Source organism: Eikenella sp. HMSC071B05 (assembly GCF_001811325.1).
In the GTDB taxonomy this organism is placed as follows: Bacteria; Pseudomonadota; Gammaproteobacteria; order Burkholderiales; family Neisseriaceae; genus Eikenella; species Eikenella corrodens.
Genome location: NZ_KV804551.1, coordinates 736,660 through 763,119 on the forward strand (window position 1 = coordinate 736,660; position 26,460 = coordinate 763,119).

Sequence of the window (26,460 nt, forward strand, 5' to 3'; positions counted from 1 at the left end):
GACAGCTTTTGTTTTTGCTTGAATGATTCTTAGGCAGCTATCCGTCATCATCAAGAACAGAGCGAGTTTCCCGTGTCTATCGACATTCTTGACAATGCCGGATAGCTGCTCAAACGGGTCTTCAAGCAAAAGCCGAAAGTGTAAACAACGCTGTTGATTTCCACAGATGCGGCTACCTGAAAGCTCAGCGGGTTTCTGCCAAGCTCAAATCTGTTTTGCTGAAATTCAGCGTGTAGTTGCGCTCGTTGCCGAATTGTTGCACGGGAGTGAAGCCGTATTGCTCGAGCAATTGGATAAGCTCGGTGCGGCTGAGTTTATCCGCATCGCCGGCGGCTTCGGAAATGGACAGCAGCCCGTCTGGAGCGAGCAGGCGGTGGAATTCGGTGAGATAGGCCGCTTGGTCGGCCACTTCGCCTAAAACGGTTACCAGCACGATGCGGTGAAACGAGCCGCTGGCAAAGGGAAAGCTGCTGCCGCTGCACAGGTGGTATTCGGCATTGGTAATATGGCGTTTTTCCAGCCGCTGCCGCGCTTTGGCCAGCATTTCGGGCTGAATATCGGCCAACACCAAGCTGCCCTGCGGCACGGCGCGGGCGAGTGCGGGGCTGAAATAGCCCGGCCCGCAGCCCACTTCGAGGATGCGCTGCTGCGGCTGCAACTCGAGCCGGCGCACCAGATCGGCGGGGGAAAGCGCCCAGTTGCGCAGGGGGATGAGCAGGGTGAAGGCGAGCTGGTGGGGAAAGAGTGCGCCTTTAGCAGTGAGGCCGTGCCAGATGGTTTTGAGGGTGCGGAGCATGGTGGAATTTTTCAGATAGCCTTGATGGGGGTTGGGGCTACCTGAAAATAGGGGCAGACAATTTGTTTTCAGGTAACCGTTTGCGTATTCGGGCAGGCGGATTGTAGCAAACCCTTTGCGCGGCGGTTGGCTCAACAAGGGAAAAGTTCTGCCGCGAATACTGCCGTGCCCCTAGGTAATGGCACGGCTTCGGCGATGTAAGGCTTGTTTTTTTATGCCGAACTGGCAATAATGCCGCTCTGCCTGATACATCGGCAAACTGTCCACTTCCCAATTTTCGGCCAATCCGTTGCCATGTGTGATACGGGTTGGCTTCAAAAGTAAAGAGAGTATTCAAGCAAATGGCTTTATTGGTACAGAAATATGGCGGGACTTCAGTAGGAAGCCCCGAGCGCATTAAGAATGTGGCCAAACGCATTGCCCGCGCCCGTGCAGAAGGGCACGACGTGGTGGTAGTGGTGTCCGCCATGAGCGGCGAAACCAACCGCCTGGTGGCGTTGGCGCACGAAATCCAGGAGTTTCCCGACCCACGCGAAATGGATGTGGTGTTGGCCACCGGCGAGCAGGTAACCATCGGCCTTTTGGCCATGGCGCTGATGGATATCGGCATTCCGGCCAAGAGCTACACCGGCTGGCAGGTGTTGGTGCAAACCGATAATTCCCACACCAAAGCCCGCATCGAATACATCGACGACAGCAAAATGCGTGCCGATTTGGCGGCGGGCAAAGTGGTGATTGTGGCCGGTTTCCAAGGTGTGGACGCCGAGGGCAACATCACCACGCTGGGGCGCGGCGGCTCCGATACTTCCGCCGTGGCGCTGGCCGCCGCACTCAAAGCGGACGAATGCCAAATCTACACCGATGTGGACGGCGTTTACACCACCGACCCGCGAGTGGTGCCCGAAGCGCGTCGCATGAACACCGTATCATTTGAAGAAATGCTCGAACTGGCGAGCCTGGGCAGCAAAGTGCTGCAAATCCGCTCGGTAGAATTTGCCGGCAAATACAAAGTGCGCCTGCGCGTATTGAGCAGCCTCACCGATGGCGGCGAAGGCACCCTGATTACTTACGAGGAAGACCCCAACATGGAAAAAGCCATTGTATCCGGTATCGCATTCGACAAAAACCAAGCCCGTATCAACGTGCGTGGCGTGCCCGATAAACCCGGCATCGCCTACCAGATTTTGGGCGCGGTGGCCGATGCCAATATCGATGTGGACATGATTATCCAAAACGCCGGAGAAGAAGGCACCACCGATTTCTCCTTCACCGTATCACGTGGCGACTACCGCCACACAATCGATTTGCTGCAAAGCGTGCAGGAAAGCATCGGTGCGGCCGATATCCACGGCGACGACACCGTATGCAAAGTATCTATCGTCGGCATCGGCATGCGTTCGCACATCGACGTGGCCTCCACCATGTTCCGCACCCTGGCTGAGGAAAACATCAACATTCAGCTGATTTCCACTTCCGAAATCAAAATTTCCGTGCTGATCGATGAAAAATACCTCGAACTCGCCACCCGCGTGTTGCACAAAGCCTTCGGCCTCGACCGTCAATAGTAAGCACCCTGCCCCGCAGCCTCCCCGGCGCGGGGCATTTTTTACCCTGCACATTTTCAGGTAGCCTCAGCCCGCACAGGAACACCACACATGATGAAAAACCGCAACTTCGGCAACATCACCGACCTGCTCGACGAGAAAAACATCAGCCCGGCCAAACGCCGCCGCATCCTCGCCACAGCCGCCGCACTGGATTTAATCGACACAGCCCTCAACAACTCCGGCAGCCAGCATAAGCTCGAAGAGGAAATGGCACGCCTGCCGCAATACACCGCCGCCATCGAAGCCCTGTTGAAGATTGATTAAAAAGTTTTCACTGCCCATACCATTTTCAGGTAGCCTCCCAGAAAGGCTACCTGAAAACACAATTTGAATATGCCAAGAGTTAAGCCAACGTTGCTATAGCAGCCTTTTATTGGGCTGCCCTAGCCCGCATTCCGAGTAAAAAACTTTATCTTTTTGTAAACCAACCATATTCACAAACCACTCTATCCCTGCCGCCCCAAAGGCTACCTGAAAGCTCTTCCACTGTTCCCGTACACTACCTAGTGGTCTACTCAAGTCCAACAAAACCTAAAACAAATCAACAGAAAACAACAAACTTCAAACCAAACCGCAGCCCGACACACCTAGGCTGCCTCTGTCATTTCGCCACAGCCACCCACTACTGTGCATACAAACAAACAGAGTGTCGGCAAATCTCCCCTACCTCAGCCCAAGCCGCCGCCGCATTGCCTAAACCTGCCAATGCGGTAAAATGGCACTTTCCCAACCGTTCCCAAAGCAGGAAAGACTTGCCATGAACATCGAAAAAGACACCGTAGTAACCCTGCATTATGAAATGTTTGATGCCAACAACCAGCTGATCGACAAAACAGAAGAGCCCATCGCTTATCTGCACGGCGGCTACGACGGCATTTTCCCGCGGGTGGAAGAAGCGCTGCACGGCAAAGCCGTGGGCGAAGAAGTGGACGTAACCCTTTCTCCCGACGACGCATTCGGCGAGCAAGACCCGGAATTGGTGCGCATCGAGCCGCTCAATGTATTCCCCGTGGAAGTGGAAGTGGGCATGATGTTCGAAGCCGACGACCCCGAAACCGGCGACACCCTGGTTTACCGCGTAACCGACATCGCCGACGGCAAAGCCGTGGTAGACGGCAACCACCCGCTGGCCGGCATGAAGCTGCGTTTTAAAGGCAAAGTGGCCGAAATCCGCCCTGCCACCGCTGAAGAAATCGCCCACGGTCATGCCCACGGCGAACACGGCCATCACCACTAATTATCATATTCGCCCAAATCAGGCGGGTTGCCATAAAGGCAGCCTGCCTGTTTTCTTTTCGCAGAAACTTCGTTTTCTGTAAGTTCAATAGATGCGGTGCGATAGGTTTTAACTGTCCTCAAGCGAATATGCTTTTGATAGAAAAGGATATTTGCTATGGTAATTTTAACTGTAGTCTCTACCAAAGGTGGCATTGGTAAGACAACTGTAACCGCCAATTTGTCGGCTGTGCTGGCCGATATGGGGTTCAGAGTGTTGATGATCGACACTGATACCCAAGCATCGCTCAGCAAATTCTACCCAATACACTACCGTGCACCAAACGGTGTAGTAGAACTCTTGTTGGGTAAAAACGACGAATCCGTCATTCAATCGACCATCTCCAATACGGTTTATCCCAATCTGGACATTGTCCTGTCCAACAATATCCGTGACGACGTGCAAAACAAGGTGCAGAACCGCCCCGACCGAGCCTTCCTGCTGCGCAGCAAGCTGGTGCACCCCTGCATTGCCGAGAATTACGACGCAGTGTTAATTGACACCAAAGGCTCGGTCGGCGTGATTCAGGATGCAGCCTGCTTTGCTGCCAACCTGCTGCTCTCGCCGATCATGCCGGAAACACTGAGTGCGCGGGAATTCGTTTCAGGCACACAAGAAGCTTTAGATCGGCTGGCGCATGGCGCGGTGATGAACTTGCCGATTCCACCGCTGCGGGCGTTGATTTATGCCCGCGACCGCACTAAAGATGCGCGCATCATTACCGAGGGCATCAAGGCCTATTTCAACCAGAGCTTGGACGGTAAAAAACAGCTACTACCTTTAGAAATCCCCTATGCCAAAGCCTACAAGGAAGCAGCCACGCTGCGAATTCCAGTGCATTGCCACGAATGGAAGCATTCGGGCAAATCGGAATCTGCCCGCCAACAGATGATTCGGTTGGTATACGAACTGTTCCCGCCGATTCAAGAACAGCAGGTGGAATGTCATCTGTTCGGCGAACATCTGGAAAATCTGTTGCCTGAAGAAACAGCAGCCGATACCGGTACGGATAATATGTCAGCAGAGGTGCGATCATGAGTAGCAGCAACCGTTCTGGCACAATAAAACGTACTGGGCCGAAATTGCAGCTGAATGCCGAAACTGCATTCGCCAGCCTGCTAGTCGCTCCTCCAGCGCAAACTGGAATGGACATTGCGCCCAAGGACGATGTGTTTCCTGGGCTGTTTATGAATGTATCAATACACGAAATCGATTTCTTCGATAAAAACCCGCGTATCCACCATGACCCGGAGCAATACGGCCACATCAAACAGTCCATCCGCGAAACCGGTGTGCAGCAGCCGGTACATATTACCCGCCGCCCCGGCGACAGCCGCTTCGTGCTGGCTCAGGGCGGCAACACCCGTCTTAAAATCGTACAGGAACTATTTGCCGAAACCGGCGACGAGCGTTTCGCCGTCATCCCGGCAATCTTTGCCGAATACACCTCGGAAGCTGATATTCAGATTGCCCATCTGATCGAGAACGAACAACGTGCGGAGATGTGCTTTTGGGACAAGGCGCAGGCCTATGTCGCGATACGGGGAATGTTTCAGGCTGAAAGTGAGAAACGGCTCAGTCTGCGTGAGTTGGAACAGCTCTTTCTAACACATGGATTGTCATTATCTTACAAAACATTAGGATTGATGTTCTTTGCTGCTGATCATCTCAATGACCTAGGAATACTGGCGCAGCATCTGTCCAATCCCAAGACCTTTGATATCCGCAAACTTTACAATCAATTCCAAGATGCCCTTAAAACTATTGGCTCACTTCCACAGTTAGATGGTTTCTGGAGCAGCAACCTGAGCGCATGGGCGATCGAGCAGAGTGGTAGAGAGACGCGGGAACTGGATATAGCCTCCCTGAATCGTTATCTGCAACAGCGTTTTGCTGAAACATTTGGCGATATGGCACTGCAACAGATACAGGGGCAACAAGCTGCAAAAACCACTCCCGATTCGGGACTACCTGAAAGCGACAACCATACCATCAAATCTGCTGTCACAGCAGCAGATACCGTCAAACCGGCTGAGACGGTATCCAACGTGCCAACTACACCGGATACTACTACCACCGTTGTGCAGCCGCTCGATGCGGTGGCACAACGGCACGATGCCCGTTCGGCTATAGCAACTGCCGCTACTTCTCTCTATGCCAACCGTGAGACAGCGCTTCAAGCCCTGCATCACGCTGTACGCGGCCTGCTATCAATGGTGGGGCTGGAAGGCTGCTTTCACGGACACCAAGCTTTCCCTTACAGCTTCTATCTCGAATACCCTGATTTTCAAAATATCCCGCAGACCAACCCGCAGGCAGTATTTGCCATCGACCACCTACACGAAGAGGCAGGTAACGTATTCGCCTTTTTGTGCCGTGTTTCCGGTCAAGATATGCTGATGGGCAGTGCCTTTATGGAAGCAAAAAATCCTATCCTTACGCTGCCTAAAACCTCAGCTGTGCGAGCAGCCTATCAGGATGCCGACATCTTGGACGAATACAGCACGATGGGTATCGGCGAACGGGTGTACCTACTAGACAGGGTTTTGGAGTGGCAAACTGCTGATACCCCCTATACCGCGCCTGTAGCGGCCATTTTAACAGCTATGCGCGCTGTTCGTGCTTTTGACACGGGAGGCAGCCATGCTTGAAGCAAAAGCCTACCGACTGAGTTTGGATAACCACTGTCCGCTACATGGCCAAATACTAGCATTGCTGATTTCCACACTAGTCCTGCCTAAAAGCAAAGCTGAACAGGCAACCAACGCCGATATCCTGAACGAATATACCGACACCTTTGACCTGTTGGCACACCTACCACCTGAGCAGCTGCATGCGGTGGCCGGGTTGCTGGATGGTGCGGCGGAAATCCATCTATCACCATCCGCATTGGACAAAGCAGTGCATGAAGTGATTGGTAGTCGCAAACGACACCAATACTACATGCAACGCTGTGAATGGCTGATCCGCCACGGCGGCAGCAACCGCATGATCCTGCTGCTGTGCCCGGTGCTCTGTGCTGATGACGTTCGGCAGATGCGCCAGCGGTTGTGCATTCCAGTCAACAAGGGCAGATTACCGGCATTGCCGCTGGAAACACAGTTATCGGTGGCCGCCGACTGGAAGGCAATGGCTGATGAGCCTGATACCTTCCTACGTTATCAGCGCTTATCCGAACTCTATCCAGACTATACGCTTGGTCAGCTGTACAGCACAGTTGCCGCTATTGAAGGAGGCTGCCCGTGAAACCCGCAACCAGCGAACTAGTCGCCACTCTGCCGCCTGAGTTGTTCGGCAGCGGATACCCGTATTTGGACATCCGCAATACCGCCTACTTAGCTGCATTGTGGGAAGAACCAGTTACCTATGTGGTGCAATTCGCCCAAGCTTTAGATTCAGTGACAGCTGGCTATTTCCTTAGCTGCTATATCGAACGTTACCGTCCGGATGAATGGGTTAGTCTGAACGAAGATATTGTTCGACAGGAAACCGGATTGGGAAGAGGACGTTGGTACAAGGTACGCGATACCTTGCTGAATGCTGGCATCCTGACCAACGAGCGTGATATCGGTGTGTCAATGTACCGGTTGAACGGAGATAAACTGGAAAGCCTGCTACGCCAGCATGCAGATTTATCACTGTGCGCTATTGCAGCTGCACCAGTGTCGCTCAACCGCCTACATCTAAAAACGCTGTTGCATCATGACCTATCTTTCAAAGCCTGCCTGCTCCTCGCAGCAGTACAGGCAGATACACCCCACACCGCATTGGCCGATAGACAGGCTTACAGCCCATGGGTGCCGTTACCGGAGCAAGTGGTTACCGAACGTACTTTTCTGAGCCGTACCGAACAGCGGCGAGCCGCTGAAGACTTGCGCAATATCGGTGTATTGGAAACTAAATATGACGGTTTCCCACGTATACGCCACTGCCGTTACAGTTTGCAGCGGCTGGCGGAACTAAGTGACAGCTATATGCAGTCGCTGACAGTGTGAAAGGTGAATGGGTATGAACATCATGCGCCCCGAACAAGAAGATATTACTGCCGCCTTGCAGCTGGCTCGGGCACTCAGCCTGACAGCGCTGGGCTACCATCCCGGCAAGCTCGACCAATACGGCGAACCGGCATGGCTAGACGACGCTGACAAACCCGGCGTGCTGGACGAATTATGCCGCCTGTATCAGGACTGTAATTTGGAATGGCTGTTGGCGGCTTTATCCGTACTGATTTCCCCCTGTCAGGAAATCGTGGATGACGACAGCGACATTTTGAGATTCCACCCGCGTTTGGAGCAAGCTATGCAGGATAGCCGACGCTTGGACTGGCTGATCCGTGCCAGCAGCGTGGCATTTACCGATAAAGAGGTAGACGATGATGGTGAACCTCTGGCGGAGAAACGCTGCGTGTTAAACGAGGCCTATTGGATTTCCGGCTACGAACCGGCAGGCGAAGGCGGCGACGAACGCGAAGCCATAGACGATGCCATGCGACGCAGTAAAAGGTAATACTGTGAAACTGCCCGCCCCTGCCCAATTCAATCGCGATATCATGCGCTGCAAGCAGGCCTTGCAGGGCGGGCGAACTATTGCCGTTTACAAATCTTTAGTTGACGTAACTGGTTCGATTAAAGCAGCGGTGTTCCTGTCGCAACTAATCTATTGGACACGACACGGTGTATCAGTGATAGAACGAGACGGCTGGCTGTTCAAATCCATTGCCCAAATGGAGGAAGAAACCGGTCTGAACAAGCGCGAACAGGGTACCTGCAAACAGAAACTGCTGGAACGCAACTTAATCGAAACGCGCCGCTTTGGCTTCGGTGCCCGGCTAGAAATGCGGGTAAATTTACCAACCTTAGCCGACGCTCTCTGCCGTGCTAACGGCAGTCCTTCTGACTCGGCTATTGATTTGGCTACCTTCCGGCAACCATCCGATCTATTCTTCCTGCGTTATTTCAAAGAACGCATCGCTTACCATCGAGATTTGGTTACCCTGACCGGCTGTGTCCACTCGGCCATCATGCTTTCCTTTATCATGCAACAGAGCGTGGCCAAAGGGGTGGGTTCGGAGGAACGCTGGTTCGTCAGCTTTGATATCCATGCTTGGCAGCGCCATTTATTGTTGCCCTATAAAACCCAATTGACTGCCCGCAATAAGCTGAAGAACATGCAATTCATTATCGAAAAACATTTCTTCGCCTCACGCCGTATTTTTACCCTTCTCAATGGTAGAGCCATCTGGTCAGCACTAAAACAGAGTGTCTGTGACGAGCGAAACACCACGCCCACACTGGCTTCGTCTGAAATGCAATCAGACCTCTATACCGTTGATTATCACAGAAATGACAAAAGGGATAATACAGGAGTGCATTTTCAGGAATATCCCGCCAATGTTGAGTCTACTTCAGTAGTCACAAAACAAGAGAACAGAAATAACAAAAAGGGAAATTAGGAAACTACAAAGAAGAAAATACGGAAGGTACAAAAGGGGAAATTATTATAGATTGTGATTACCCCCAGTTCCCTATCGGGAACAACTACAACATAACCTCCGACCCAAACAGGCAAGCGGTAGGGTTAGCGGCAGATGTAGGGGGAGTGTCTGCTTCGCAAGATGAAAACCTCGCCACCATTTCAACACAAAACCGCTTCGACGGCCTAGTTTACCCACAGAATTTTGGTAGCAGCCTAAAAACTCAAAGCTGCAAATTGTTCGACAAACTTTTATCTGACGCCACCAGCGAAACCTTGCAGGAGATATTGGACGAGATCGCTGGCCAAACCAAACCCGTAACCAGCCCTCTCGGCCTACTGACCGTACTCTGTCGCAAAGCTGCTGCTGGCGAATTACTCTGCATCTTGGCTCCGTTAGTACGTGAGAAACGAGAAAAACAACAAGCTTGGGAGCAATTCAGGTTGGAGCAGGAACAATCACTGCAAAAGCAGGGTACTGCGACAGCAGGTAATACAGCAGGTAATGATGTAAAACGTACCACTAACACGGAAGATTTACGTCGTTCGGTATTGCGTACAGTTGGAATACGATCTACAGAAAATAGCAGTTAGTGCAGGTGATGGGCTTTAATAGCTCGCCGTAAGGATATTTTGTGCGACAAAAGCCTTTTAAGGGTAAGGGGGAACTGGGCCAACGATAATCCAAGCGAACTGGCATTTGTGACCACTGGTCACAAACTAGAATTGGTGGGATGACAACGCCAATAAAGAAGAGGATCTTTCCCAAAGTCCCTGAGGCAGAAATCATGCTTGTATTAAACCAGGCCGCCCGACAGTTGTGACCACTGGTCACAAACCAGTAGCTTAGAGCACAACTCACTTTTCCAAAACTTAGTAACCGGATCCGAAAATATTAATCTTTATTTTGCGGTCACCAACCGCACAACAGATAGGAGTATTCAGCATGTCCCGCAACAAACAGAAGTTGGTTATCAAACCAAAATCCATTCAAGTGGCCCAAACTTTCGATGCTCCCTTCCCAACATCTGAGCAATCGGTATTCTCAAACGGCTACGACTGGTTGCGGGAGCGCTCTCGCTTGGCGGCTACTGCCAATGGAGATGGCGACGGAACCGATGCTGCCGATTTGGCAATATTGGCAGAACACGAATTGTTGCTGAAGCAGTACATCATGCGTTTACGTATTCATTCAGGGCGGGCACGTTCCCGCTCTCCCTCTTCGATTAATTTGGACGATTACGAGGTTTATTTATCTGAAGACCAGGCTTTCGATGACATGGGTAAGCTGAGCGGCAGCGGCGATACCTTCGAGTTGCAGACCAAACATGCAGTGCGAATGTGGGAAGGACAAAATGACCGTAAAAGCCACCGTTGGCCAGGTATTCGCTACGGTATGGCACTATCCGGCGAACTAGTACGTGCAGCCAAACAGGATAATCCATTTGCTCACGCTGAACTTCTGACTTTTGAGCAGGATTTGGCGGCAGTGGCAACTTACCTAGAAGAAGAAACCGGGAAGATGAGGCAGCAGATTGCTGATTACGCGGCCACCGGCATCCATATTGCTGTCATGGCTAATCGTGACCCACTATTGATCAAGATAGATTCCATGCGTGGGTATGGTTTCAGGTTATTGCAACTTTTGATGTCCTACGATATGTTGGTGCGTTTAGCTCTAACGATGGGCAGCAAAGGTTTGACCAGTAACACTGAAAGCAATCGGATTATTTACGAAGGTGGCCGTAGGATACGTTCCTTGCTACAAGGACTGTATACGGCCGCCATGAAAATGCGGCAAATCCAGGGAGTAACGAGACAAACCCTGCTGGACGATCCGAAAATGTCAGCCAAACTGTCTGCTGCCGTGACTGCTAGAGCATTACCGCCATTACCAGAAGCAGTGCTGTTGTATCGTGTATCACCGGCCTATGCGTTTATTGAGCAAGTCATAACCGATGAGGTAGCGTTGGCTGCATTGAAAACTGCCGCATTCGAATTAGGATTAACTGAAGCAGCTGCCAATGTTCCGGCTGTTGATAAATGATAACTTCGAGGCAGTTATGGGCGATTTGTTTTCTGATGGTAAGGATGCAGAGTGTGGCCAATTGAAGGTTAGGGCACCGACGGCTGTAGCAGTGGAAATTGCTTCCATCGAGGGAGAAGTATATCGACTGGTAAGTGAAGCCAAGCAGTTTGTGCAGTCAGCTCGGCGAATGGGTCTGGTGCGCCGCGTGGCCTATCGCGCCACACCGATAAACCATGCCTCTTTGCCGGCATACCCCAACAAAGACTTTCACGTCCCGAGTATTTGTTGGGCGGAATATATCGGTAAACAACGAAAAGACATCACAGATTGGGCAACTATTGCAGCACAATTAGATGCCGCCAATGCCTCATATGACGAAAGGCTGCTGCATATGCGTGTGCACCTAGCCATGAGGCAGTACCATGATGAAGTAAAACGGATGCTGGAGCAGTTGAAATCAGATTATGCTTTTCTGAATGAGTTGGAGTTTATGTCGGCGTCACAAAATATTCCAGTTTCGGTGGTGGTTGGTACAAAGTGAAAGGAACATAAAGATACACAGGACATTGAGGTTCAGATAGAAATAATTGGATTAGGAAAAGATAGATAAAATATTTATTCTAAGTACGTTTTTTGGCAATTATGGGTTTGTGCAGTATAACAGCAATAACAGAGGTTAAGACTTATCATAATTTGGAGTACATCATGGAAGAAAAAGAAAATCTGAATGGATTATTATCTAAAACCTATGAACTAAGAGATGGTTTGAAGAAAGATTATAGATTTGCATTATTAATGGAGATTATATCGATATTGTCACTTATTTTAGGAATTATTAAGTTAAATAGTGATGAATGGGTATTGCCATTTGTTTTAGTGCTTCTTGGATTTAGTTTATTTTTTGGGTATATGGTTGTGAGAGGTTTCAGGTTATTAAGAAAAACAATGGCTGTTATCAGTGCATTAGAATATAAGATAAAATCAGAAGAAAAATGATGAGAATAATTAAACCATAGCCTAACAAACCATCCGATCCGTGGTTGGTTGCTGTTCAGTATGGTTGCTATCAGTTTTAAAAAATGATAGCATTTCAGCATTCCGTATTCCCGCAAAGGAGTCTGTCATGGCCGCCATTACCATCCGCAACCTGTCTGATGAAACTCACCGTGCCCTGAAAGCTCGGGCGGCTTTGTCCGGGCGCAGCACCGAGGCGGAAATCCGTCTGATTCTGGAGCAGGCTGCCCGTCCCGAGCGGCGGGTTAAATTGGGCTCGCTGCTGACCGGTTTGGGCCGGCAGGCCGGCGGGGTGGATTTGGAAACCGTCCGTGATCCTTCCGTCGCACAACCGGTGTCATTCGAATGATTTTAGTCGATACCAACGTCATTTCCGAGACCCTTCGGCAGCAGCCCGATCCTGCCGTTGTGCGCTGGATGGATGCCCAGTCGATCGAAACGCTTTATCTGTCGGCCGTGACGGTGGCCGAACTGCGCTACGGCATTGCCGTACTGCCGGAAGGCAGGAAGCGGCAAGTGCTGCATAACGGGCTGGAGCAGTCGGTACTACCCCTGTTCGAGGGGCGTATCCTGCCTTTTGATGGCGCAGCAGCGATATCGTATGCCGAATTGATGGCTGCTGCCCGCCGTCGGGGCCGGGGGGTATCGGCAGCCGACGGGTATATTGCCGCTACCGCCCATGCCGCCGGTTTGATGGTGGCAACCCGGGATACCTCGCCGTTTGAAGCAGCCGGTTTGGCGGTAATTAACCCTTGGCTGTTTGATGCTGGGTAAATACCCCACTTGACAGACCTGTCATGCCAGACTACACTCCCCTTACCCCCATCTGCAACAAAACGGGTTGATTGCCAATCTGTTATTCACAATTCGGCCGTTTCCCACGTGGAGACAGGCCGTATGTCTATTTCTATCGTTGTCCGAGGTAATCTCGGACAGTCTTTCGAACTCAAAGAAATCAATCGCAGCGACGGCGAAACCAGTACCGTCCTGAACTTTTCTATTGCTTCCAACCGGTTCAAACGGCAAAAAGTTGACGGTCAGGACCGCTATGTAGCGGCCGGGCCGACTGAGTGGCTGGAGTGCGAGTATTGGAACCGCCGCGCGGCGCATCTGCATAGCCTGCTGGTCAAAGGTATGCCGGTGGTGGTGGAAGGCGAGGAGCTGTCCGAAACCTACGAAAAAGACGGACAAACAATCAAGACTCGCAAAATCCGCGTGGAAAACATATACCTCAATCTCAATTCCGAACGAATCGCATCCATTACCCTGAATCCGTCACGTACATCGGATCAGGCTGCAGCTGCGGACGATAATAACAACCCCCTCTGACCCATTCTGCGGCAGCCTGCAGAATGCGGCTGCCGCTTAGCGAGATGCATACAGCGGTATGAATATTTTCCAATCAAATGAACAGCGCGATGTCGGCTGGCAATATGTATCTTTGACTGCCGGCAATGATGACGACGGCATTTTCTATTGTGAAGCGGACAATGCCATCGGTTCAGCTTGCATGTTTCCCCCTCTAGCCGGCTGGGATGATAAAACCCCGGACGCAGCATCGGTGCTATTGAATGAGCCTTATCCTGGCGGCACCATCATGCAATTCATCCATTTTGGTTCGCCCTATATCCGTCCAGTTACCGAAGCTTATACTCAGGCACGTTTGGGCATATCTGGTGACTCGGCGGTACAAACCGCCCAGTACGGAGTACACGAGCGTGCTGCCTTTATCGAACGTGGCAGCCGCCATCGGTTGGTGCCCACCACGGAAACACGTATTTTGGGAAGTTACTGCCTGTGGACTTTCAAAATTCCACTTAAAACGCAGAATCCGTTTTCAGGTAGTCCGAAAGAAACGGATGCCTTCCGCAAGGAGTGTGATGAGTTTTTGAAGTTGCGCAACCGCGTGCTATCGCAGCTGGCTGTGATGGGTATCGAGGTAAACGTATTATCTACCCCGGCACTGATGGGTGTGTTGCGCCGCTATTTCTCGGTGTATGAAGATTGGGATACCGGTGTGGAAGAGGAAACACCTTTGAACGAACAGTTGTTCCCAGTCGGTTCTCGCATGAACTGGGACAACCGCCGTCACGACTTACTTCATTGCTCTGGTTTTTCTTATTCGCATGAACGGCAATATATCGGTCTGCTGGCTATCGACCGCTATCCAGGCTCGGAGAAGCCTTTCCACTTTTCACGCATGATTGAACTGTTAGGCAATCCGCCAGGGAAAGGACCACAGATTGGTATGCCCTATGCGTTGTGCACTACCATCCATTTTCCGGAACAGCAGACCAAGGCAGCCAAAGTGCGTGCCATGCAGGGTCAAGTGGAGAAATCCGCCAACCAGCTGATGCTGAAATGGTCGCCGAAACTAAAGAAAAAACGCGAAGGCTATCAGCAGCTGGCTCAGTTGATGGTCGAGGGTGGAAACCTAGTGGAAGTCAGCACCAGTCTTTGCTTATTCAATGCGTCAGCCAACGCCATTCGCGGTGCTCAATCCACCTTATCCTCCTATTACAAACGGCTTGGTTTCGTGATGCGGCCGGAGCGCTATATGCCGGAAGTATCTTTCTTCAACCAGCTGCCGCTGAACGCTTCTCCAGAATCCATTAAGAATACCCACCGTTTTAAAACCATGGGCGGCAGCCATGCGGCCCACTTGTTGCCGGTTACCGACGAATGGCAGGGTTTCGGCAACGAGATGCTGCTGACCACCCGCATCGGCCGCCCGTTCCGCTACGCCCTGTTTGACCCGCGCAACCTCAACTACAACTGGGTTTGGACCGGCGGCTCCGGCACCGGTAAAACCTTTGCCGTGCAGCGCCTAATCCAAGACCAGCTGTCAATGGGCACTAAAATTTGGACGCTGGATACCGGTTCATCCTATTTAGCGGCCGCTCAGGCAGCCGGTGCACAAATCATCGACTTCGATTTCCATTCGGAAGTCAGCCTGAACCCGTTTACCAAAATTTCCGACATAGATCGCGAAATCGAACTGATCCTGCCGATTATCGGCAAGATGGCCAAACCGCTGGAAGGTTTGGACGACACCCAGCGCGCGCTGGCCGAGGAAGCGGTCAAGTCGGTGTATGCCAACAAAGGCAACCAGGCCGAGATTACCGACGTGATCCAGTTTTTGAACAACCAGACCGGCCGCATGGCCGACCAGCAGCACCAGTTGGCGATGCTGCTGTCGCCCTTCGGTTCGACCGGCTCGATGGGGCGCTGGTTCCGGGGCGAAAACAATTTCCGCACCGAGGCCGACTGGACCGTCATCGAACTATCCGGCCTGACCACCAACAAGCACCTGTGCGACGTGGTGCTGATGATGCTGTCCACCACCATCGCCCAGGAAATGTTTACCAGCCGCGACGGCCGCCGCCGCATGCTGGTGGTGGAGGAAGGCGGCGACCGGGTGACCGACGAGCCGTTTGCCAAATTCATCGCCCAGCTGAACTCGAAAGTGCGCAAGGAAGACGGCTCGGTCGGCGTGGTGGTGCAGACCTTCGCCCAGATTTACAGCACGCCGCACGGCTCGGCCATCATGGCCTCGGCGCACACCAAATTCCATATGCAGCAGACGCCGGAGGCGATTGCCGAAGCGGTAACGAAAAAATGGATCCAGGTGGATGCCTACACCGAACAGTTGATGCGCGAAGTACAGACGGCCAAAGGTCAGTACAGCGAAATCCTGGTGCGCAGCGGCAGCAGTGCCGGCATCGCCCGCCTGATCGAAACCCCGTTCAACCGCGTGCTGTTCAATACCGAAGGTGATCTGTTTAAAGAGTTGCAACGACGCGTGCGCGGTGGTGAACAAATCACTCATTTGGTCGAAGCCGAAGCCAATAGGCTGTACGGCGACGGCACTTCCTAAAGGTCATAAAAGGACGAATCATGACAGAACAACATCCCCAGGCCGACAGCCCGGTCGCTTCCACACACGCCCCTGCCATCAAAACAGAGGAGGCTTCTCCGTCGCGCCAAACCGGCGGCAATGGCAATACCCTACTGACTGTGTTGGTGGTGCTCGCAGTACTACTGGGCGGCTACAGCTTTTACCGCACCATTTTCCCCAGTCACGCTGCCGGCGGCATCGCCGTAGTCGACTCAGACCGCCTGGCTGCCGCCTACCTGCAGGAGGCATTGGCCAATATCCAATCTGACAGCCCGGAACAGGCACAGCAGAAACTGGCGGCACAGCTGGCCGGTATCCAAACCAAATTAGATGAATTGGCCGCTGACGGTCGGATTGTGGTTCGTAAATCGGCAGTGTTGACCTATCCACCGGAAGCCGACATGACTGAACAGGTGGCGGCTGAGTTAGGTATCAAACTGTCGCCCATACCTGCATCTGCCACCACACCTGCACCCGCACCGACACTTTCTTCTCCTGCCATTACCCCTGTCGGGCATGATGCTCTACCCGCAGCAGCTTCTGAAGGACGGCTGGGTAGCCAATTGGATTAAGGTGGCAGCGTATGCCGAAACAGGCTTTACCGCCACTCAAAATTCGTTTACTGGTTTCTGCTATTGGCATAGCAGTTTTTACTGCTGCTTGGGCGGCACGCCCATTATTGCAGCAACGTGGTGCTTTGTTATTTGAAGCCAAAGTGCAGGGCTGTCTACCTTGGCAACTGTACTGGTATGACAAACAACAGGAAAGACGACCTCTGCAGCGTGGTGACATCATCCTGTTTCCGGCACGCGGTATGGCACCGGTGATCGCCGACGGCCAGCCGATCGGCAAGATGGTGGCCGGACTGCCCGGCGACGAAGTGCGCATTGCTGGCGGCAATGTCTACATCAACGGTCGGCTGATTGCCGATGTACGCTACGGTGCGGCCAAACTGGGCAAACCGCCAACCTTTTGGGACAAGACTTACAGATTGGATCGAGATGAAGTTTTCGTATTCGGCTCCGAACAGCATTCTTGGGACTCGCGCTATTGGGGGCCTTATCCGCTCTCTATGGTGCGCGGCCGTCTGGTGCCTGTATTCTAGCCATGCCGCAGCTGGAGAAGGCAGTCTGCAAAATCTGTTAGAGGCGCAGCACCGGCGTGCGGCACAGTTTTCAGGCAGCCTGAACGGTCTGCCACTGCGCCCCAATGAGATGCTGATGCCATCTGGACAGAACCCTGCCATGCGGCAGCTGGCTGAGGTAAAGACTGTGGTATTCGTTTCCCGCGCTATGCCGGAAACGGATTTGTTGAAGCTGCTGACGCAAGGGGCAGGTCGTAAAGATACGGTTTTTCTATACCGGGGCTGGGGTAGCGGCGGGGCAGACAAAGCTTTCGATTATGCCGAACACCTAGTGCGCAGACTGCCTGAAGCGGCCCGGCGCAATCCGCCCAATATCATGATCATGCCACAGGCATTCCGACAATACCGCATCGGATACGTTCCTGCCATGCTGCACTTGGATGGTGGCAAATGGTATCTGGTGCAGGGTGTACCTGATTTAGCTACTGCCATACGGGCGGTAGAAAGAAAAGAATTCAACCGTCGGCTCGGTCGGCAATGGCGCGTGACTGAGCCGGATCAAGCCGAAGTGATGCGCTCGGCTGCCGCCCGCTTTAATTGGCGATCGCACGCCCGCCAAACCTCGCAGGCACTCAACCGGCAAATGGCAGGCACAATGGATTTACCAACAGCTACCACCATCAGTAACCGTCTGTTTACCCCCTATGTGGCCGCCGACCATGAGATCCGCCATCCTTCTACTGGGGCAGTAGTCTACCCGAAAGGCACACGGTTCAACGTACTGGCGCTAGACCCGGCCGGTCACCGCTCCATATTGGTTATAGATGGCCGTGATGCTCGTCAAGTACGTTATGCACAACGGATTATGCGCGAGCGGCCGCAAACCATCCTGTTTTATACCCGCCTGGGTGGCCTGGCCGATGCCGGCCTGCCAGCTTCGCCGTTGACTCCCCCTCTAGCCGGTCGACTTAACCTTCGTACTGTGCCGACCTACATGCAGCAACAAGGAACCGCTTGGCGGATGGTTTCTGTTCCGCCGTTTGATTAATTGAGGCCACATCATGCAGATCAGATACTTTGTTATAAGCCTGGCTGCCGTACTGTTGGGATTTTCAGGTAGCCTGAACGCCACCGGAACAACCGGATCAAGTGGAGGCACCCCCCAAAACAGTGGCAGTACCCAAAGCGACGATTCAGATAGCGGCAGCTGTTCGAATGCCGGTTATAACGCTTTGATGAATTTCAACTATGATTCAGGTTTCCCTTTGCGGATTATGGGCAATACCACCGTGGCTGGCAGCGATGTGCCACATCCCCCCGGCGCAACCAACCAGTCTACCTGCAAATGCGGGCAGGAACCTTATGCGGTGTACGGCTACACACGCGGTATGTGGCTGCCAACCCGTTTTGTTGAGGTGGTACGCCGCGCCGACTGCTCGCCGGTGTACGGCGCATCAGTCAAACCTATGCTGAGCCAAATGGCACGATTATCCGGCACGCTGAAACCGGTTACGTTACAAACGGCCGGCGAAGGATCGGCAGGCCGTTACGACACCTCATTCCGCCATTTCCACAGTTGGGAGTTCCCATTTAACCCCTATAACTGGAGTCCGCGCTGCTTCCATAAAGGCGGCAATTTGGAAACCTCAATCACACAACCCACTTGGTCGGCTAAAGATCCGGTATTTATGAACCTGTTGTATCCGGAATGGATGGCTATCGGCAACGTGGTCAACAACCCGCTGTTCGACATACCGGCACATACTGCTTCCTGCGTAGCCAATACCACCGGTATCGGCTGGGGGCCGGCCGATGATGCTGCCTACTGGCTGGGTGGTTGTATGGGCAACAATTTGCCGGCAGCCGGCTCGATGTCAGCTGAGAAGAACAGCATCATTGGCACGTCCACCATCCTCAATCGCTCACTCCTGTTGTCCAACCGCACTGGAGGTTTCGCCTCGGTATCCACCGTAGGGGATAAAGCATTGTGCACCCCGGTGCCCGTGCCGTTTCCATCCAAATCCGAATTCAAAGCTACCATGCTGTTCCCTTACCCTGAAGCACAGTCAGCCAACAGCAGTGCCGCAGGCAGTGGCATTGACAACGGTACGCTGTTTGGCCAGCTGAGCGGAGAAGTGGCCAATTTCTTCAATCTAAATAGTAAAGGTGCGCACCGACTCGGTGCCAGTGATTTTTCCTGGGCCATTGGGCGTAGCGATCAGGCTTTAAACAATAACGACTCCGATGCGGTTTACCTGCTGTGGCGCTGGGTGGACTGCTGTGAGTTCAATTAGGAGCAAACAGATGTCCACTAAGTACAGGATGGCAGTTACGGCGGCGATATTGTGCTGCCTGCCCTCCCTATCGTTCGGTACGCCGGCAACCAACCCCAACCAAGTATTCGGCAACAGGGGTTTGGCTGGACAGGCCAATACCAATACTGCCCCCCGTACCCAAGCGGCCCGGCCGGAAAGCCGGCAGCGGATGTGGCAGCGTGATCAGGAGTTCGCTCTTAGCATGTACCGTCGGGTCATCGGCGGCGACAGTGCGGCTGCAACCGATCTGAAAAATGCTGCTAACCAAGGTAACCGCTGGGCAGCATTGCAGTACGGCTACCTAGCACACACCGGCAAACTGCCTGGACTGGGTGGCCGTCCTGACTATGCCACTGCCGCTCGTGCCTACAATCTGGCCTCCAAGCGTATGGATGGCGGACGGCTGGCAGATATTAACGGTAATTATGCAGCCGCCTATAACATGGGGTTGATGTACTACTACGGTCAGGGCGTACCTGCCAACGGTGCGGAAGCATTGCGCTGGTTTCGAGCAGCTGAAAGTGCCTATAAAACTGGTGGCCAACACAAGGCTTTTTGGCCAGCTACTGTCTATATTGCGCAGATCTTGGAGCGGGGCTACGGCGTAGCAAAAAATGAACGTGAGGCATTGGAGTATTGGGAACGTTCAGCACGAGCCAACGAAGCTGAGGGGCTGTACGGCTACGGCATGGCTATCTTGAATGGTCGTGGCGGCGTTCAAAACCCCTACCGCGCTTATCCGTTGCTGGTACAGGCCGCCGACCGCTGGCATGTTGGTGCCATGTTGGCGCTGGCCGACTACCAGGGCAGGGGCGACCGGCTGCGTGAGGCTAACCCGGTGGATGCCGCCAAATGGCTGATGATTGCTGCCGTAGCTGACCGCCGGCATAACCGTCGAGCAGAACGGGCATTGGCAGCACTGCCGTCGCCAAAGCAGCAACAGGTACGTTCACAAGTGCGCAGCTGGCTTGGTACGCACGGTACTGTTCCTAAGGTTTTTGATTGGAGACAGCCGATTAATGACACCATTCCGCAACGTTAAATAGGGAAGGCAATGCGATACCGACTTAAAAATATCCTGATTGCTGTTACGGTGGCCACCTTGGTGACTGTGCCGAGCGTTTATGCTGACAATGCTTATCGGCGCGCCGCGCCACGCGGCTGGCTGTGGTATGAAGAAACACCGGCGCAGCCTAAACCGGTACCTCGACGGCCTCCTGCTCCGCAGCCAGCCGCTCCAGCGAGAGCCGCGCAGCCAGAGTCTACCGGCCCTGAGCCGTTTTCGGCTGCTTGGGTGCGACAGCAACTACCAATTTTGCTGGATCGCGCCATGACCAACCCGACCGAAGAAAATGTGCGTGCCTATAAATATATGGAGCGAGTGGCATTGGATATGTCCACCAACTACGCCAATATGAGCGAACAGGTGGTGCGCACCGATCCGATGTTGGACGAGTCGGTAAGGTTTCCGATTTCATCAATGGCCAGAGCGCAGGCCTTGTCGCAGATCAGCCGTGCCCGTGAAGGCATTATCCGCGATCTGAGAAGTAAAGCCGGCCTATGGCTGTTCTTCGATTCACAATGCCACTTTTGCCACAGCCAGTTTGCGGTTACCCGGATGTTGTCGCAGAAATACGGCCTACCGGTGCGCTATATCAGTACCGACGGCGGTGTGATCCAAGGTATGCCTGCCACACAGCTGTTATATGACCGTGGTGCGTCTCGCGCCCGTTCTTTGGGTATCAAACTGACCCCAGCCGTAGTCTTGGTTGCTCCTCCGGACAAAATGGCGATTGTGGCACACGGCGCGATGTCTCAAGCCGAGTTAGAAGAAAAAATCGTATTGGCGGCCATCGATATGCAGATTGCCAATCCCGAGTTGAGTAACATCGCCAAACTGCAAGACAGGGGTATCCTGACACCGGGTGACATGGCTGATGTACGGCGGCGGATACGTAACCCGAACAACACCGATGAACTGGTTAAGATGTTGAATGAAATGATACAGCGCAGAATGTAACGGGAGGAAATCATGAAAAATTATTTGGGTACTAGAAAATACGTCATACCGACCATGCTGGCCTTATCACTATGGCTTGGTACAAGTGTTACAGCACAAGCTGACGTTTCTGGTGGCATGGATGCTATGTGGAACCAAACAGCTCCCTCCGTGGGTGCAGTCAACGATAATTACGGCGGCACTTTGGGGGGGCTATCGGTCCGCACACCGGTACGCAGTTTCAATGTAATGGCCTTTGATCCGCCGCGCTTCGGAGCGGGTTGCGGCGGCATTGATGCCTATTTCGGCAGTTTTTCCATGATCTCGGAAAAAAACATGCAAAACTTAGTTCGTGCCATTGTGGCTAACGGTACAGGTTATGCCATCAAGATTGCCCTAGATAACCTCTGCCCACCTTGTCAGAACATCATGTCCGGCCTGCAAGATTGGACCACCAAAATCAACAGCCAAGCCAAAAATACCTGCCAACTCGGTACCATGGGAATCGACTACCTACGTGGTAACCGTAAACCGCCAATGGTTTGGAGCAGGTCAATATCCAAACCCCCAGCGCCGCCGGCGTATCGGTCAACCAATACCGCCGTTTCGATGTGGACGGGCGCGGCGTCATCCTCAACAACAGCCACCGCAACATCCAAACCCGGCAGGCCGGCTGGATTCAGGGCAACCCCTTTCTCGCCCGCGGCGAAGCCCGCATCATCGTCAACCAAGTCAACAGCGCCGATCCCTCGCTGTTAAACGGCTATGTTGAAATCGCCGGCCGCCGCGCCGAGATGGTACTGGCCAACCCTGCCGGCATCCAAATCAACGGCGGCGGCTTCATCAACTCCGCCGGCGTCACCCTCACCACCGGCCGCCCCATTATCCACAACGGCGTGTTCGAGCAGATCCAAGTGCGCGGTGGCAGCATCGGCATCACCGGCCAAGGCCTCGACGCCCGCGATACCGACTACACCCGCATCCTCAGCCAAGCCGCCCACATCCAAGCCGGCATCTGGGGGCAGAATCTGCACGTGGTGGCCGGGCAGAACGACATCGCCGCCGACGGACACATTTCAGGTAGCCCCAATACTGCCCCGGCCAACCCGGTTTCTCCCGCCGTCGCCATCGACACCGGTGCTCTGGGCGGCATGTATGCCGGCAAAATCACCCTGATCAGCACCGACCGCGGCAGCAGCATCCAAAACGCCGGGCAGTTGTTCGCCCAAGCCGGCGGCGTCAGCCTCAACGCCGACGGCATTATTCGCAACAGCGGCAGCATCGTCGCCGCCGTGCCGAATCACAACGGCACAGCCGATACGGCCGCCGTCAGCGTGCGCAGCAGCGAGAAACTGGACAACAGCGGCACCCTGTCCGCGCAAGGCCAGACCGGTATCCACACGCCCGAGCTGTACAACAGCGGCAGCATCCTCTCCGCCCACACCGCCAAGCTGCACACCGGCCAAACCCTAGCCAACAGCGGCCGTATCCAAGCCGCCCGGCTCGACATCGACAGCCCGCAGCTAACCAATCACGGCAAAATCCAACAAACCGGATTACAAGGCTTGGCCATCCACAGCCGGCAGGCCGACAACCGAAACCACGGCCTGATCGGCTATACCCCCCAAGACAACAGCGCCAACCCCGGCGGCAGCAACCCCGCCAACCCCGCCCATCCGACCCAGCCTGCCAATCCCACCACGCCCACCAACCCAAGCCATCCCGGTACTGCTGCCGACAGCGGCAGCGTTGCCCAGTCCCAAACTGCCCCCGTTGTTCTGCCCGATGGCCGGATACAGACCGACCGCCTGCTCAACGACGGCGGGCAGATCACCGCCAACGGCGCCGCCGACCTCACCGTTACCCAACAGCTGGACAACCAAGCCGAACTCGCCCTCAACTGCCTGCAGGCCGGCGGACAGAAGCTCAACAACCAACACGGCCAAATCCGCGCCCAACAAGCCGAACTCACCGCCGATCAAACCGACAACCGCCACGGCAGCATCGATGCCGGACGCCTCAGCATCCGCTCCCCCGAACTGGATAACCGCAGCGGCCGCATCCGCAGCAACCACAGCACCGAACTGCAGATTTCAGGTAGCCTCGACAACCGCAGCGGCCAAATCAGCTCCGCCCAAAACGTCTCCATTCACGACAACGGCCAAAACAGCCTGCGCATCGACAACAGCCAAGGCAGTATTCTGGCCGGCAACGACGCCGCCATCCAAGCCAAAGACCTCGCCGGCAGCGGCACCCTGGCCGCCGGGCGCGATATCGCCATCCGCCAGCAGGACAACCTGACCAGCAGCAACGACATCGAAGCCGGCCGCCACCTCAGCCTCACCACCGCCGGCCGCCTCAGCAACCGCCACCGGCTGCTCGGCGCAGAAAGCGTGCAGCTGCAGGCCGCCGACATCGACAACACCGCTGCCGGCAGCATCCTTGCCGGCAACAGCGTCCGCCTCAACGCCGACACCCTCGCCAACCGCGGCCTGATCAACAGCAACGGCCAAACCCACCTCAGCGCCCAGCAGCGCCTCGACAACATCGGCAGCGGCCGCATCTACGGCAACCATGTCGCCCTTGCCACCGCCGAACTGCACAACCGCGAAGAAACCAGCGCCAATCCAATGGTGAAAAATGGCCTGATTAATGGAGGAGCTTCATCAGGATTTTCTGCATTGTCACAATATATAACAACTGGGAGTGTTAATCCGAAAGAAGTCCTGTTTGATGGGACAACTGGTTTCGTCGCCGGTACATCATCTACCAAAGCTTCAATGATTTTTAATAACCCTTATCTTAGGTTTTCCACCAGTAGTGTGACAGAAATTGGTATTTATAGTGGTTCGGCAGCCTTAAAGAATTATGCACAGGGTAAGCCAATTAACAGAAGGAATGTTTTAGGGGCTGCTTATGCAGCAAATGTCGGTGCTGGCTCCACAGAAGTAACTAAGAACCTGATTGATATGCTACCAAGAAATAATCGTTATTTTAATACTTTACATACTACAAAAGATTTATTATCACCATTTGTAGGAGGTGGTGTGTCTACTTTGTTTAATATGTACTATAATAATACATCTGATAAAGTAAATTATAGAAATACAAGAGGTGGAAAAAATGAAAAGTAAGATAATGTATATTATATATAATTTTATATTTAATTTCATATGTGTATACACGGTTATGTTTTTTATAATGATAGTTGCTTCATTAGTAGGATCTTTTACGTTTTTAGTTCCTGAGTATTCTTATAATTTCATAAAAGCTTTCCATGCGATTAGATTTTGGGAAACTCTAAAATTTTCAGCCATAGGCATAATACCAGGAGTGGTTATTTTGACTTTGTATATGCCGACTACTGATAATAAGCAAGAAAAGTAAATCAAGAACAGTGGCTAATTCAATAGTGAAAACGGTCTAATGACAGGCCACTTTACCAGACTCCAATAGGCGTATTTATATCGAATACGACCGTACCAGCTCGAACCGTGGAGCCGGACATGCATCAAGGTTGTTAAGCAATGATCCAGATGCTATTGTAATTTTAAAAACCGCGGACTAAGTTATGAATATAAACAAAGATATTTTTCTTGCAAAAGACGGCCACCCAAGCCTAAAACAGTTTTATTTTATTGGAGCGCCATTTGAAAAAGCATTAGAGTTTTATTTGAAAAGACGTATAGATTTAAGCGATTTTTATCAGAACTTAAGACCAAAGTTATCGTATTTTAATGAGGAATATTCCCTTAGTCAGAAATTAGATTTATTGAGCCCACTTGAGATTACTGGATCCTCTAAATATTTACTATTAGAAACTAAGTCTAATTGGTCATTGCTAATAGGTAACGATAGGGAAGGTACAGACTTTTCCTGTGTAGAATACGAAGCAATGTTATGGAAAGTGAAAGCCTTAACTATATATTTGAAACCGTATTTTAAGAAAGATGAATTTGGTATAGTTACATTTTGCTTGTATGACGGAAGTAAGCCGATTTCTCGTCACGAGTGCGAAGTTAGAATCATACAACTTTATAAAGAAACTAGCCGCATTGAATTTTCCGAATATGGTACGCCATTGCCTTTTGAGCAAACAGAAAAATACAACGAAAGATTGAAAAAAAACCGGCTTACGGTAGAAATGGTAGAGGAATACTGCAAACATCTAGGTATTGCATTGTTCGATTTGGACTTCTATCAATCTAAAGCCGCCTTGATTGAAATATTGAGGAATAAATAGTTTATTATTTATAGATATTGATGTTTATTTTTCTGTTTCATACAACTATTGATATGGTGAGTACAGTATAGAAATAGAAGAGGCTACCTGAAAGATTTTCAGGTAGCCTCCCTTTCTTTCCCCCCCTCCCTCTACCACCTCCTCCCCTCCCCAATTACCCCTGTCTCCCGCAACCACGCCATCTGCCTCGCCTTCACCGGGTCTTTCGCTCATACCTTTCTCTTTCTCCCCCTCCCGTCTTTAATCGGAATCTGCCCCGTCGTCAGGCAGCGTAGTCTTTTGGCGTAGTGCTGTTTCGCCGTCAGATGGTCGGGTTGCTCTTTGGCCAAGTAATAGGCCGACTGCCTCAGCTTCCAGATCATCTCGGCATCCCGGTGGTCGATTACCTCACCGGCACCTGCTACATCAGCTCGGTTAGCGACGGCATCCTCAACATTGGCGGGCGCACCACCACCACCCAAGAAATCGGCATCCACAGCGACGCCGCCACCGCCCATCAGCAAGCCCAGGCACTGCCCGATCTTGAAGCCGTATTGCAGCGGCAGCAGATCGTCTCCAAAGCCACCGCCGACATCGGCAGCGGCGTGCAAACATTCAGAAGCAGAATGGTCGCAGATGCCGCCAAAGAGCGGCAGGAGCACCGCAAACGCTACGAAGCCGACCTACAAGCCCAAAATGACGACAGCTAAGAAGCCTATCTCCAGCTAAACGAAAGCGGTAAGCAGCA

27 protein-coding genes and 1 pseudogene are annotated in these 26,460 nt (G+C 52.7%); 27 read left to right on the plus strand and 1 reads right to left on the minus strand.

Going from position 1 to position 26,460, the window contains the following annotated elements; genetic code table 11:
• Positions 1–184 precede the first annotated feature (184 nt).
• Positions 185–796, minus strand: a complete 612-nt coding sequence (locus tag HMPREF2796_RS09735; RefSeq protein WP_070633513.1) for a class I SAM-dependent methyltransferase — start codon at positions 794–796, stop codon at positions 185–187.
• A gap of 341 nt (positions 797–1,137) precedes the next feature.
• Between HMPREF2796_RS09735 and HMPREF2796_RS09740 the strand changes: the two genes are divergently transcribed.
• The 27 genes and pseudogenes from HMPREF2796_RS09740 to HMPREF2796_RS09870 all read left to right on the plus strand — a co-directional run bounded on the left by HMPREF2796_RS09740 (position 1,138) and on the right by HMPREF2796_RS09870 (position 26,422).
• A complete protein-coding gene (locus HMPREF2796_RS09740; protein ID WP_070633227.1) occupies positions 1,138–2,361 on the plus strand; it encodes an aspartate kinase in 1,224 nt (407 codons plus the stop codon).
• 90 nt (positions 2,362–2,451) lie between these two features.
• Complete coding sequence (locus HMPREF2796_RS09745; RefSeq protein ID WP_003823211.1) at positions 2,452–2,667, plus strand: hypothetical protein; 216 nt, start codon at positions 2,452–2,454, stop codon at positions 2,665–2,667.
• Between the two features lie 493 nt (positions 2,668–3,160).
• Positions 3,161–3,640, plus strand: coding sequence for an FKBP-type peptidyl-prolyl cis-trans isomerase (locus HMPREF2796_RS09750; protein WP_070633229.1), 480 nt, complete (start codon positions 3,161–3,163; stop codon positions 3,638–3,640).
• A gap of 156 nt (positions 3,641–3,796) precedes the next feature.
• The gene (locus HMPREF2796_RS09755; protein ID WP_218042256.1) at positions 3,797–4,717 is read left to right on the plus strand and encodes a ParA family protein; all 921 of its coding nucleotides are present in this window, start codon (positions 3,797–3,799) and stop codon (positions 4,715–4,717) included.
• Complete coding sequence (locus tag HMPREF2796_RS09760; protein WP_141749194.1) at positions 4,714–6,330, plus strand: ParB N-terminal domain-containing protein; 1,617 nt, start codon at positions 4,714–4,716, stop codon at positions 6,328–6,330. Before HMPREF2796_RS09755 ends, HMPREF2796_RS09760 begins: the two co-directional genes overlap by 4 nt.
• Entirely contained in the window at positions 6,323–6,925 is a 603-nt protein-coding gene (locus tag HMPREF2796_RS09765) for a DUF2857 family protein (RefSeq protein ID WP_070633231.1), read from the plus strand. The genes HMPREF2796_RS09760 and HMPREF2796_RS09765 overlap by 8 nt, the downstream gene beginning before the upstream one ends.
• The gene (locus HMPREF2796_RS09770) at positions 6,922–7,674 is read left to right on the plus strand and encodes a hypothetical protein (RefSeq protein ID WP_070633234.1); all 753 of its coding nucleotides are present in this window, start codon (positions 6,922–6,924) and stop codon (positions 7,672–7,674) included. Before HMPREF2796_RS09765 ends, HMPREF2796_RS09770 begins: the two co-directional genes overlap by 4 nt.
• Before the next feature lie 13 nt (positions 7,675–7,687).
• Positions 7,688–8,185 (plus strand): hypothetical protein, encoded by a 498-nt coding sequence (locus HMPREF2796_RS09775; RefSeq protein WP_070633236.1) that lies wholly within the window; start codon positions 7,688–7,690, stop codon positions 8,183–8,185.
• A 4-nt stretch (positions 8,186–8,189) separates the two neighbouring features.
• Positions 8,190–9,131, plus strand: a complete 942-nt coding sequence (locus tag HMPREF2796_RS09780; protein WP_070633238.1) for a hypothetical protein — start codon at positions 8,190–8,192, stop codon at positions 9,129–9,131.
• Positions 9,132–9,277: 146 nt separating this feature from the next.
• Positions 9,278–9,745 (plus strand): hypothetical protein, encoded by a 468-nt coding sequence (locus tag HMPREF2796_RS09785; RefSeq protein ID WP_070633240.1) that lies wholly within the window; start codon positions 9,278–9,280, stop codon positions 9,743–9,745.
• Between the two features lie 352 nt (positions 9,746–10,097).
• Positions 10,098–11,198, plus strand: coding sequence for an AcaB family transcriptional regulator (locus tag HMPREF2796_RS09790; RefSeq protein ID WP_070633242.1), 1,101 nt, complete (start codon positions 10,098–10,100; stop codon positions 11,196–11,198).
• Entirely contained in the window at positions 11,176–11,721 is a 546-nt protein-coding gene (locus HMPREF2796_RS09795; RefSeq protein ID WP_070633243.1) for a hypothetical protein, read from the plus strand. The genes HMPREF2796_RS09790 and HMPREF2796_RS09795 overlap by 23 nt, the downstream gene beginning before the upstream one ends.
• A gap of 164 nt (positions 11,722–11,885) precedes the next feature.
• On the plus strand, positions 11,886–12,176 hold the full coding sequence (locus HMPREF2796_RS09800) for a hypothetical protein (protein ID WP_141749195.1): 291 nt from the start codon (positions 11,886–11,888) through the stop codon (positions 12,174–12,176).
• 127 nt (positions 12,177–12,303) lie between these two features.
• Positions 12,304–12,543: a FitA-like ribbon-helix-helix domain-containing protein gene (locus HMPREF2796_RS09805; RefSeq protein ID WP_049258600.1), complete on the plus strand. Its 240-nt coding sequence runs from the start codon at positions 12,304–12,306 to the stop codon at positions 12,541–12,543.
• A complete protein-coding gene (locus tag HMPREF2796_RS09810; RefSeq protein ID WP_049258601.1) occupies positions 12,540–12,968 on the plus strand; it encodes a type II toxin-antitoxin system VapC family toxin in 429 nt (142 codons plus the stop codon). The genes HMPREF2796_RS09805 and HMPREF2796_RS09810 overlap by 4 nt, the downstream gene beginning before the upstream one ends.
• A 123-nt stretch (positions 12,969–13,091) precedes the next feature.
• Complete coding sequence (locus HMPREF2796_RS09815; RefSeq protein ID WP_049258602.1) at positions 13,092–13,523, plus strand: single-stranded DNA-binding protein; 432 nt, start codon at positions 13,092–13,094, stop codon at positions 13,521–13,523.
• 58 nt (positions 13,524–13,581) lie between these two features.
• The gene (locus tag HMPREF2796_RS09820) at positions 13,582–16,071 is read left to right on the plus strand and encodes a TraC family protein (RefSeq protein ID WP_070633248.1); all 2,490 of its coding nucleotides are present in this window, start codon (positions 13,582–13,584) and stop codon (positions 16,069–16,071) included.
• Between the two features lie 20 nt (positions 16,072–16,091).
• Complete coding sequence (locus HMPREF2796_RS09825; protein WP_049258604.1) at positions 16,092–16,664, plus strand: TrbI F-type domain-containing protein; 573 nt, start codon at positions 16,092–16,094, stop codon at positions 16,662–16,664.
• Between the two features lie 11 nt (positions 16,665–16,675).
• A complete protein-coding gene (locus HMPREF2796_RS10875; protein ID WP_049258605.1) occupies positions 16,676–17,197 on the plus strand; it encodes a S26 family signal peptidase in 522 nt (173 codons plus the stop codon).
• A gap of 115 nt (positions 17,198–17,312) precedes the next feature.
• A complete protein-coding gene (locus HMPREF2796_RS09835) occupies positions 17,313–18,224 on the plus strand; it encodes a TrbC family F-type conjugative pilus assembly protein (RefSeq protein WP_168162824.1) in 912 nt (303 codons plus the stop codon).
• A 13-nt stretch (positions 18,225–18,237) separates the two neighbouring features.
• Positions 18,238–19,470 carry a TraU family protein gene (locus HMPREF2796_RS09840; protein ID WP_083308697.1) on the plus strand — a complete coding sequence of 411 codons (1,233 nt, stop codon included), beginning with the start codon at positions 18,238–18,240 and terminating at the stop codon, positions 19,468–19,470.
• Between the two features lie 10 nt (positions 19,471–19,480).
• Positions 19,481–20,533 (plus strand): tetratricopeptide repeat protein, encoded by a 1,053-nt coding sequence (locus HMPREF2796_RS09845; protein WP_070633255.1) that lies wholly within the window; start codon positions 19,481–19,483, stop codon positions 20,531–20,533.
• 12 nt (positions 20,534–20,545) lie between these two features.
• Positions 20,546–21,511 (plus strand): conjugal transfer protein TraF, encoded by a 966-nt coding sequence (traF, locus tag HMPREF2796_RS09850; protein WP_070633257.1) that lies wholly within the window; start codon positions 20,546–20,548, stop codon positions 21,509–21,511.
• Positions 21,512–21,637: 126 nt separating this feature from the next.
• Positions 21,638–21,979, plus strand: a pseudogene (locus HMPREF2796_RS11710) (conjugal transfer protein TraH); the annotation flags it as partial.
• A gap of 53 nt (positions 21,980–22,032) precedes the next feature.
• Positions 22,033–24,624 (plus strand): filamentous hemagglutinin N-terminal domain-containing protein, encoded by a 2,592-nt coding sequence (locus tag HMPREF2796_RS09855; protein ID WP_070633258.1) that lies wholly within the window; start codon positions 22,033–22,035, stop codon positions 24,622–24,624.
• 437 nt (positions 24,625–25,061) lie between these two features.
• The gene (locus HMPREF2796_RS09865) at positions 25,062–25,733 is read left to right on the plus strand and encodes a hypothetical protein (protein ID WP_070633262.1); all 672 of its coding nucleotides are present in this window, start codon (positions 25,062–25,064) and stop codon (positions 25,731–25,733) included.
• Between the two features lie 374 nt (positions 25,734–26,107).
• Complete coding sequence (locus HMPREF2796_RS09870; protein ID WP_070633264.1) at positions 26,108–26,422, plus strand: hypothetical protein; 315 nt, start codon at positions 26,108–26,110, stop codon at positions 26,420–26,422.
• Positions 26,423–26,460: the final 38 nt, after the last annotated feature.

Bases quoted from the DNA above. Each gene is read 5' to 3' on its own strand.
- HMPREF2796_RS09745 (WP_003823211.1), top strand. From the start codon at position 2,452: ATGATGAAAAACCGCAACTTCGGCAACATCACCGACCTGCTCGACGAG.
- HMPREF2796_RS09790 (WP_070633242.1), top strand. From the start codon at position 10,098: ATGTCCCGCAACAAACAGAAGTTGGTTATCAAACCAAAATCCATTCAA.
- HMPREF2796_RS10875 (WP_049258605.1), top strand. From the start codon at position 16,676: ATGCCGAAACAGGCTTTACCGCCACTCAAAATTCGTTTACTGGTTTCT.
- HMPREF2796_RS09845 (WP_070633255.1), top strand. From the start codon at position 19,481: ATGTCCACTAAGTACAGGATGGCAGTTACGGCGGCGATATTGTGCTGC.
- HMPREF2796_RS09865 (WP_070633262.1), top strand. From the start codon at position 25,062: ATGAATATAAACAAAGATATTTTTCTTGCAAAAGACGGCCACCCAAGC.
- traF (WP_070633257.1), top strand. From the start codon at position 20,546: ATGCGATACCGACTTAAAAATATCCTGATTGCTGTTACGGTGGCCACC.
- HMPREF2796_RS09835 (WP_168162824.1), top strand. From the start codon at position 17,313: ATGCCATCTGGACAGAACCCTGCCATGCGGCAGCTGGCTGAGGTAAAG.
- HMPREF2796_RS09805 (WP_049258600.1), top strand. From the start codon at position 12,304: ATGGCCGCCATTACCATCCGCAACCTGTCTGATGAAACTCACCGTGCC.
- HMPREF2796_RS09810 (WP_049258601.1), top strand. From the start codon at position 12,540: ATGATTTTAGTCGATACCAACGTCATTTCCGAGACCCTTCGGCAGCAG.
- HMPREF2796_RS09760 (WP_141749194.1), top strand. From the start codon at position 4,714: ATGAGTAGCAGCAACCGTTCTGGCACAATAAAACGTACTGGGCCGAAA.
- HMPREF2796_RS09750 (WP_070633229.1), top strand. From the start codon at position 3,161: ATGAACATCGAAAAAGACACCGTAGTAACCCTGCATTATGAAATGTTT.
- HMPREF2796_RS09800 (WP_141749195.1), top strand. From the start codon at position 11,886: ATGGAAGAAAAAGAAAATCTGAATGGATTATTATCTAAAACCTATGAA.
- HMPREF2796_RS09815 (WP_049258602.1), top strand. From the start codon at position 13,092: ATGTCTATTTCTATCGTTGTCCGAGGTAATCTCGGACAGTCTTTCGAA.
- HMPREF2796_RS09795 (WP_070633243.1), top strand. From the start codon at position 11,176: ATGTTCCGGCTGTTGATAAATGATAACTTCGAGGCAGTTATGGGCGAT.
- HMPREF2796_RS09735 (WP_070633513.1), bottom strand. From the start codon at position 796: ATGCTCCGCACCCTCAAAACCATCTGGCACGGCCTCACTGCTAAAGGC.
- HMPREF2796_RS09825 (WP_049258604.1), top strand. From the start codon at position 16,092: ATGACAGAACAACATCCCCAGGCCGACAGCCCGGTCGCTTCCACACAC.
- HMPREF2796_RS09840 (WP_083308697.1), top strand. From the start codon at position 18,238: ATGCAGATCAGATACTTTGTTATAAGCCTGGCTGCCGTACTGTTGGGA.
- HMPREF2796_RS09765 (WP_070633231.1), top strand. From the start codon at position 6,323: ATGCTTGAAGCAAAAGCCTACCGACTGAGTTTGGATAACCACTGTCCG.
- HMPREF2796_RS09775 (WP_070633236.1), top strand. From the start codon at position 7,688: ATGAACATCATGCGCCCCGAACAAGAAGATATTACTGCCGCCTTGCAG.
- HMPREF2796_RS09820 (WP_070633248.1), top strand. From the start codon at position 13,582: ATGAATATTTTCCAATCAAATGAACAGCGCGATGTCGGCTGGCAATAT.
- HMPREF2796_RS09740 (WP_070633227.1), top strand. From the start codon at position 1,138: ATGGCTTTATTGGTACAGAAATATGGCGGGACTTCAGTAGGAAGCCCC.
- HMPREF2796_RS09755 (WP_218042256.1), top strand. From the start codon at position 3,797: ATGGTAATTTTAACTGTAGTCTCTACCAAAGGTGGCATTGGTAAGACA.